This is a genomic window from uncultured Mycobacterium sp., from assembly GCF_964249325.1.
Taxonomy (GTDB): Bacteria; Actinomycetota; Actinomycetes; order Mycobacteriales; family Mycobacteriaceae; genus Mycobacterium.
In genome coordinates this window covers 1-5,161 of sequence record NZ_CAXUCH010000279.1, presented here as the reverse complement: position 1 = coordinate 5,161, position 5,161 = coordinate 1, and the positions used below count along the sequence as shown (strand labels likewise).

At 63.7% G+C, this 5,161-nt stretch carries 4 protein-coding genes and 1 pseudogene; 1 reads left to right on the top strand and 4 read right to left on the bottom strand.

Annotated features, from left to right (window positions below):
- Positions 1-41: 41 nt before the first annotated feature.
- Positions 42-1,334 (bottom strand): HNH endonuclease signature motif containing protein, encoded by a 1,293-nt coding sequence (locus ACFE99_RS22545; protein ID WP_375488739.1) that lies wholly within the window; start codon positions 1,332-1,334, stop codon positions 42-44.
- A gap of 199 nt (positions 1,335-1,533) precedes the next feature.
- On the opposite strand from ACFE99_RS22545, the gene ACFE99_RS22540 reads away from it, so the two are divergent.
- Entirely contained in the window at positions 1,534-1,986 is a 453-nt protein-coding gene (locus ACFE99_RS22540; RefSeq protein WP_375488737.1) for an SRPBCC family protein, read from the top strand.
- A gap of 26 nt (positions 1,987-2,012) precedes the next feature.
- Here ACFE99_RS22540 and ACFE99_RS22535 read toward each other — a convergent pair whose 3' ends face one another.
- The 3 genes and pseudogenes from ACFE99_RS22535 to ACFE99_RS22525 form a co-directional block, all read right to left on the bottom strand.
- On the bottom strand, positions 2,013-2,420 hold the full coding sequence (locus ACFE99_RS22535; RefSeq protein ID WP_375488735.1) for an SRPBCC family protein: 408 nt from the start codon (positions 2,418-2,420) through the stop codon (positions 2,013-2,015).
- A gap of 110 nt (positions 2,421-2,530) precedes the next feature.
- Complete coding sequence (locus ACFE99_RS22530) at positions 2,531-3,715, bottom strand: cytochrome P450 (protein WP_375488733.1); 1,185 nt, start codon at positions 3,713-3,715, stop codon at positions 2,531-2,533.
- Positions 3,702-5,071, bottom strand: a pseudogene (locus ACFE99_RS22525) (ABC1 kinase family protein). Before ACFE99_RS22525 ends, ACFE99_RS22530 begins: the two are co-directional and overlap by 14 nt.
- Positions 5,072-5,161: the final 90 nt, after the last annotated feature.

The window sequence follows — 5,161 nt, the reverse complement described above, 5'->3', positions numbered from 1 at the left end:
TCGGGGTGGTGGGCGTGTATAAAAACCTGTTCGCCGTAACATTAAAAAAAAACGAGCCGACCACTCTTCGTGACCTGGGTGCGACGCTCGCCGCGGCTTGCCATGCCGTGGTGGCAGCCGCAGCCGAAGTACAGCTTGTCGGCATCGGTTCGACCGCCATGGGCCCAGTCCGGCGAATGATGAACCTCGCAGTGATAGCCCGGTTCCAGACAGTTGGGATGAGTGCAGCCGCGATCGCGCGCATAGCAGATCAGCCGCTGGTCGGCAGTGGCGATCCGACTTTGCCGTCCTAGGTAGAGCGGACGTTCGGTGTGGTTGTCGAACACCGCAAGGTAGTGGATTGCCTTGGCGGCCATGCGGATCAGATCGGGCATCGGCAGTCGAGACCCGCCGCCGGTGCGTGCGGGTGCTGGCATGTGGATCGACTTGTCAGCCACGGCGTGGGCGGCCTGGTCAAGTTCCGCCAGCGTGGTCGTGACGATCACGGTGACGGGATGGCCGCGGTGCGGACCGAGCTTGCCGGAGGAGATCGCGGCTTGCAGTCCGAGTTTGAGTGCGTCGTGGCAGCGCTGGGCCGGGGTGCGGTTTTCGCGCTGCTCCGGATCGGTTTCCGGTCGGTGACGGCCGGGCCGCACCGCCGCTTCGATGGCTTCGAAATAGGCGCGAGTCTCGGGATCGATTAACCCGCTCAGCTGTGACATGCCGTCGGGTCCCTGCGGGCTCAAGCGCAGGCCGCGGCGTCGGGCCCGGTCGATGTCGTCGAAGTGACCGTCGGGGTTGAGGTAGTCGGCGATGCGCTGGCCCAGCTTGGCGACGACGCCGGCGTCGAGTTTGGTCGCATGCTGGACCAGCGTGCGCTCGGCACTTGCCGCATCGGTCGGCGACACGCAGCTGGGCAGTTCGTCGACCGCTCGGCACACCGCGCGGATGTGGTCCTCACCGACCGCACCCGCCTCAACGACGGCCGCCAACTCGGGTAGCTCGGGAGGCACCGGCGGCCCGGTCAGCGAGCGGCGCGGCCGGATCCGCGCGGCGAGCTTGAATCGGCGAGTGATTTCGTTGGGCGTGATGCGCAGCCGCGCCCACAACCTGTCACGCACTACCGGGATTGCCCCGGCCTCGTCGGGCGGGTCGGCGATCTCGCCGAAGAACCGGTACATCAGCCCGCGGTTCACGCGGTGCTGGGTCTCCAACCGTTCGGCAACGTCGACGCGGAATTTGTTGCCGACCACAGTCGAAGACGTGTCACGCAAAACGTCATGGGCAGCGTCGATCGCGTCCAGAGCAGCACTGATCCGCTCCCGTGCCTGCTCAGCGCTGATGCGTGAACCCATGCCTCGATGCTATGAAGCACCGCTGACAAAACCCGTGCCGGCAACCTCTCGAAACAAGAGTTGTTGATGAACGCGCAACTGTGGATAAACCCGGCCGGCCACGTGGCGTTACAGGAAGATATGTCAGTACCAACAGTTTAAGATGCGCGATTTCGACTCCTGCCCTCACGCTTCTAAGCCGCAGTGCTTGGATCAGGCCATGGCCGATGACGCCGAACTGCCTCGTGTGGTCAGCGCGAGCCGCGAGATCGCTGCGGCGGCGGAAACAATTTTCGAGTTGATCGCCGATCCGTCTCAGCAGCCCCGGTGGGACGGCAACGACAACGTCGCCGAAGCTGCACCCGGACAGCGTGTCCGAAAGGTCGGAGACGTGTTCACCATGAAACTCACCCTCGGCAGCCTTCGGGAGAACCACGTTGTGGAGTTCGAGGAGGGCCGACGCATCGCCTGGCGTCCCGCCGAAAAGGGCCGCCCCCCACCGGGACACCTGTGGAGATGGGAGCTGGACCCGATCGACAAAACCCATACGCGCGTCACTCACACCTACGACTGGACCGATCGCAACCGTATTCCCCGCGCCCGCCGCACGACGCCGGAGAGGCTACGGGCGTCGCTGGACCGCCTCGCCGAGATCGCCGAGCGCGGCCATTGATCTGCTGGCTGTTCTACGTCGGATGTCTAGCGCTGCCGTTGCTTCCCGCGCTTTTCCGCTAGGCGTGCGGCGCCGTAGGTGCCAAGTCGAATAGCGATCGGCCCGAAGACCTGCGAACCGGGAATCCGTGCTCGGAAGCTCGTTTCGATGGAAAGCGGGCTGCCCGTGCCGTCGGGCTCGACTGTCACTTCGCCCACGTAATCACGAAACGGCAACCGGGACAAAAGCTTGTAGCGTAATCGCCGCGGCGGCTCGAACCCGATAATCTGCTCTCGCGTCGGAGGCCCAACCAAGTAGAGCGCCCGCACAGCTCCCGTTCCGTTCGGATGCTGCTCGCCAAGCCGTTCGACGACGGATCTACGAAAGGGTGTCCACTCGGCCATGCCGGCATGATCCGAGATGACATCCCATACCGTGGCCCGGTCAGCGGCCACATGACGCGAACAGCGATACCGTGCAGCTTGCCCATGCCTAGGTCCTGACGCTGTATTCGTATCGGGGAGCTCTGCTGCGATATCAAGCAATCGCTGCGCGGGCAGGAACCCTACGGCCGCCGGAAGATCACCGGGATGTCAAGGGGTCCGCGGATCGCCGGAGTGTCACGCCAGATTGGCGATCCGGCCAAGACGGGATCACGCGCGAGAATCATCGGTAGCGCTACCGAGGTTTCCAATTGCGCTAAAGCCGCACCCAGGCAGTAATGTGCACCGTATCCGAATGCCAGTGGCGCTGGTCTGCCTCGGCCAAGCCGGAATTCGTGAGGCGCATCGAAAACGGCCGGATCCCGATTGGCGGCGGCGACAACAACAAGAGCTGAGTCGCCGCAGGCTATTTCGACGCCCCCTATTATCTGATCCTCGGTCGCTGTTCGTGCGGCCGCCTGTACGGGGCCGTCCAGGCGCAGCAGTTCGGCGATCAGTGACGGGTCGGTTGAGTCGATGCCATCGATGAGGCGGGTGCCGTCCGCCCCGACCGAGAGAAGCCGAAGCATGCTGGTTCCCAAGAGGTTCGCGGTTGTTTCATGGCCGGCGACCGCGATGAGGATGGTCGTGGTGACTACGTCGTCGAGAAGCAAATCCGGGTCGGAGGCGATGAGGCTGAGGAGGTCGTCGCCAGGGTTGGAGCGGCGCTCGGCAGCCAGCGGAAGAAACTCGGTCACGAGCGTTGCCGAGGCCGCGGCGCCGGCGGCGATTTCCTCAGGGTCGGCGAGAGCACCCAGCATCCGGATGATCGCCGGCGACTGCTCGCGCAAGAGTTTTGCGGTTACGCCATCCAGCCCCAGCCACGCCGCAATCACGGCGATCGGTAGGGGCTGCGCGATGTCGGCCATGAAGTCGAACATTGTGCCAGTCAAGGGATGGTCAATGACCGCCGCGGCGATAGCTTCGACGCCGGCGGTGAGGCCTGCAATGAAAGAGCGGGTGAACACGTCACGCACAGCGCCGCGCAGTCGATCGTGACGTGCTCCGTCGGAAAGTAACATGTTGCGGTCGACCAAATCAGAACCCAGCGAATGGATTGCCGCCCGCGCATTGGGATTGGCACGTGGATCGCTAGTCCATCCGGAGCCGCCGAGTACTTCTCGCGCAGCGTCGTAGCCTAAAACGAGCCAAGCCTGGGCCGTTTCGTCCCACACCACGTCGCCGTCGCGACGCCGCTGCTCGTAGAACGGGTAGGGGTCTGCGGGGTCCCAGGGCAAGCGTGGTGCTGTGGTACTAGGGGTGGTCATGGGCCTCCAATCCGTACGGCAACCCACGTTGGCGTAGCCACGCGTCATGCTGCTTGCCAAGTGGCGTGATCGGTGCGGCCACGCCATCCATGTCGTCTACCAGCGCACGAACGTGCACCGTTGCATCGAGGGCGGCGCATATTGCGTTCATGCTGAGGTTGATGCGTGACAAGAAAACGAAATCGCCCGGCACCGACATGCGGCGGACAGGATGGTCAGGCGAGCGCACATCAAGCAGGCCATGGATTGCCCGTTCGGAGGTGTCTCGCCGGAATGTGACCGGCTGGGGTGCAAGCACCTCGTAGAGCAGCTCGGCGAACCACGCGAATGCGGCGTCTGCGGTGAGAGTGGAATCTTCTTGCAGGAAACCTGATTCCACCAGCAGGTCGTGGAATTCATACGTTCGGCCATCAATTGCAGCGCGAACCATCCCGATGATCCCGCGGCGCTGGTTCTCGGGAATGACCTTGACGCAGCCGAAGTCGACGAATCGACCGTGCCATCCGCCCTGAAGCGAAAATTCGCGGGATGAGGATCGGCGTGGAACAGATTCGCGTAGCGGTAAGAACCCGCGACAAAACGATGGATCACTTCGGCCCAAATGTTCTTCAGTTCTTGGTCGGCCTTCTGCGCCGCAACCCAATCCGTCCCGTCGAGATGGGTCATGGTCAGCACCCGGTCACCAGAAGCCTCGGCGATGACGTCGGGTACCCGGATAAAGGGATGGCCGCGGTAAAGCTCGCTGAACATGGTGATGTTCGCGGCTTCATGACGGTAATCGATCTCCTCGCTGATGCGCTCAGCGACCTCCCGCGTCGCCTCCCGTATATCGGGTATTGCGGTGCCAGATGCCGAGGATGCGAAACGGACGAACGTCGCTAGCAGTTCGGTATTGGCAAGGTCGTCGCGGATCGCCGCTGCAGCACCCGGATATTGGATCTTGACTGCAACCTGACGGCCGTCGTGCAGTACCGCGCGGTGTACTTGTCCGATTGAGGCCGCAGCCATTGGCTTCTGGGTCAACTCGGCGAACACTTCAGCGGCGGGCCGGCCAAGGTCGGCCTCTAGTACTTCTTTGGCTAGCTCCGGATCCATCGGCGGTGCATCCGCCTGCAGGCGAACAAGCGCCGCTTGATACGGGGAAAACCCCCCGGTGCCAATAGCACTGGTTTCGATGGTGGAAAGCAGTTGGCCAGCCTTCATAAGCACGCCCTTGGAGTGGCCAAGTAGCTCGGTGTAGCGCGCCGCCGTGCGGTCGTGAAAACGGCTGACGGCATCGGCGTCGCCGGTCTTCTCCCGCAGGGCGGCCACCATCCGTCCGCCCGCGGCCCGCGCAGTGAACGCGGCCAACGGCATGGTGCGGCGGAGCCTGCCGCGCGGTACCGAATCATCCCTAGGCCCGTTTTCCGCACTGGTTGAGTGAAGGGACCTGGTTGCGGCGGGTTG